General features: G+C 75.1%; 2 protein-coding genes. Both read left to right on the top strand.

Annotation, left to right across the window (positions count from 1 at the left end; translation table 11 throughout):
* On the top strand, nt 1-2,077 hold a 2,077-nt coding region (locus QL983_RS10960; RefSeq protein ID WP_290152994.1), incomplete at its 5' end, for an NHL domain-containing thioredoxin family protein.
* Between the two features lie 40 nt (nt 2,078-2,117).
* The gene (locus tag QL983_RS10955; RefSeq protein WP_063188845.1) at nt 2,118-2,597 is read left to right on the top strand and encodes a flavodoxin domain-containing protein; all 480 of its coding nucleotides are present in this window, start codon (nt 2,118-2,120) and stop codon (nt 2,595-2,597) included.
* The last annotated feature ends 150 nt before the right edge of the window (nt 2,598-2,747 follow it).

The raw sequence follows: 2,747 nt of genomic DNA, 5'->3' as shown, positions 1-2,747 counted from the left end.
CCCCGCCCCGACCGCTGACGCCCCCGCCGCCGTGCCGCGCGCGGCCACCCGGGTGCGCGCGTCCGAGCTCGTGGGCCGCGGCTGGCTGAACACCGGCGGCGAGCAGGTGAGCCTCGAGGACCTGCGCGGCAAGGTCGTCCTCCTCGACTTCTGGACGTTCTGCTGCATCAACTGCCTGCACGTCCTGGACGAGCTGCGCCCGCTCGAGGAGGAGTTCGCGGACGTGCTCGTCACGGTGGGCGTGCACTCGCCCAAGTTCGAGCACGAGGCGGACCCGGACGCGCTCGCGGCCGCCGTCGAGCGCTACGCCATCGAGCACCCCGTGCTGGACGACCCCGAGCTGACCACGTGGCAGGCGTACTCGGCGCGCGCGTGGCCCACCCTCGTGGTGGTGGACCCGGAGGGCTACATCGCCGCGCACCTGTCCGGAGAGGGGCACGTGGCCGGGCTCTACGGGCTCGTGCGCGAGCTCGTGGCCGAGCACGAGGCCAAGGGCACGCTGCACCGCGGCTCGGGCCCCTACGTCCCGCCCGCCCCCGTGGCCCGGGACCTGTCGTTCCCCGGCAAGGCCGTGTCGCTCGGCGGCCGCGGCTCCCGCCCGGGCACGTTCCTCGTCTCGGACACCGGCCACCACCGCCTCCTGGAGGTCGCCGAGGACCTGACCACGGTGCTCCGCGCGTTCGGCGGCGGGGACCCCGCCACGGCGGACGCGGGCCAGGCCGAGCTCGCATTCCCCACGCCCGGGGAGAAGGGCCACGCGGACGGCGGGCCGGACCAGGCGCTGTTCAACGAGCCGCAGGGCCTGGCGCTGCTGCCCGAGGACGTCGCCCAGCGCGTCGGCTACGACGTCGTCGTGGCGGACTCCGTCAACCACCGGCTGCGGGGCCTGCGCCTGTCGGACGGGCACGTCAGCACCCTCGCCGGCAACGGCGTGCAGAAGCTCATCGACTCCGAGCGCGCCAAGGAGGCCGCCGCCGTCGATGACGAGGGGGACGTCGCCGTCGACCTCGCGGACCTGCCCGGGGAGCCGACCGCGATCTCGCTGTCCTCCCCGTGGGACGTCGTGTGGCACCCCGCCCTGGGGCGTGTGGTGATCGCGATGGCCGGCACGCACCAGCTCTTCGACTTCGACCCCGTCACGGGCGCGCTCGCGGTGCACGCGGGCACGGCGCTCGAGGGCCTGCTGGACGGCGACGCCGGACGGGCCTGGTTCGCGCAGCCCTCGGGGCTGTCCGTGGGCGCGGACGGCACGCTGTGGGTCGCGGACTCGGAGACCTCCGCGGTGCGCTGGGTGCGGACCGGGGAGGACGGGCGCCGCGAGGTCGGGACCGCCGTCGGGGCGGGCCTGTTCGACTTCGGCCACGTGGACGGGGAGGCGGACCGCGCGCGCCTGCAGCACGCGCTGGGCGTCACAGCCCTGCCGGACGGCTCCGTGCTGATCGCCGACACGTACAACGGCGCGATCCGCCGGTACGCCCCGGCCGGCGAGGATGCCGCGGGCCGGGCGGTCCCGGCCACGGTGACCACGGTGGCGCGCGGACTGCTCGAGCCCTCGGACGTGCTCGTGGAGCACGACGCGGACGGGAACGACACTGCGATCGTGGTGGTCGAGTCCAACGCCCACCGGCTCACGCGGCTGGCGGTGCCGGAGGAGTTCCTCACCGTGGACGAGGGCGCGCGGCAGACGCAGCGTCCCCGCACCCCGGTGGTGGCCGGCGACCTGGACCTGACGATCGGCTTCGCCGCGCCCACGGGGCAGAAGCTGGACGACCGCTGGGGCGACCCCACGCAGCTGAAGGTCTCCTCGTCCCCGGAGGAGCTGCTGCTCGAGGGCGCCGGCACGTCCACGGGGCTGCACCGGACGCTGCGGCTGAACCCCGAGGTCGAGGAGGGCGTCCTGCACATCACCGCCCGGGCCGCCGCGTGCGACGGGGAGAAGGGGCAGCCCATCCCGGACCACGCCGCCTGCCACCTGTACCAGCAGGACTGGGGCATCCCGGTCACGGTGCACACCCCGGACCGGGCCCCGAAGGGCGCCGAGACCCGCCTGGACCTGGACCTGCGCGGGATACACTGAGCGCGTCGTCCGCCCCCGACCCCGAAGGCTGCGCCCCACCATGACCACGCTCATCGTCACCTCGTCCGCCCACGGATCCACGCGAGAGATCGCCGAGCGTGTCGCGGAGGTGCTGCGCACGTCGCAGGCCGTCCCGACCGTGGTGGAGGACGTCGAGGGCGCCGCCGCGTGGCTGACCACGGCGGACGCGGTGATCGTCGCGGCCCCGGTCTACACGGGCTCGCTCGCCGCCGACGCGCGGGCGTTCCTCGACACCCGTCGGGCCGAGCTGGCGGACCTGCCGCTCGTGATCCTGGCCTCCGGCGGCGCGCCCGAGCTGGCGCGGCCGGTGCGGGAGAAGCTCGAGTCCTACGGTCCGCGCGAGGTGGCGTACTTCCGCGGGGCGCTCGTCGAGGAGCGCCTGGGCCGGCTGGAGAAGCTCAAGCTCAAGCTCTCCCGCAACGAGCACTACGGCGACTACCGCGACTGGGACGCCATCGAGGCCTGGGCCAAGACCCTCTCCGGCGCCGGCGTCCGCTGACCTCACCCACCGCGCTCGTCGACGAGACGGCGGGGGCGCAGGAGCCTCCACAGCCGCTGTCGTTGACGAAACGGCGCCGGATGCTCTCGTGTCCGCAGCGGAGGCGAGCGGTTAGCCTGGCCGCATGTCCCCATCCGCCCGTCGCCCCGC

This window comes from Micrococcus sp. APC 4021 (genome assembly GCF_030407635.1).
Lineage (GTDB): Bacteria > Actinomycetota > Actinomycetes > Actinomycetales > Micrococcaceae > Micrococcus > Micrococcus luteus.
This window is presented reverse-complemented; position numbering and strand designations above follow the sequence as displayed.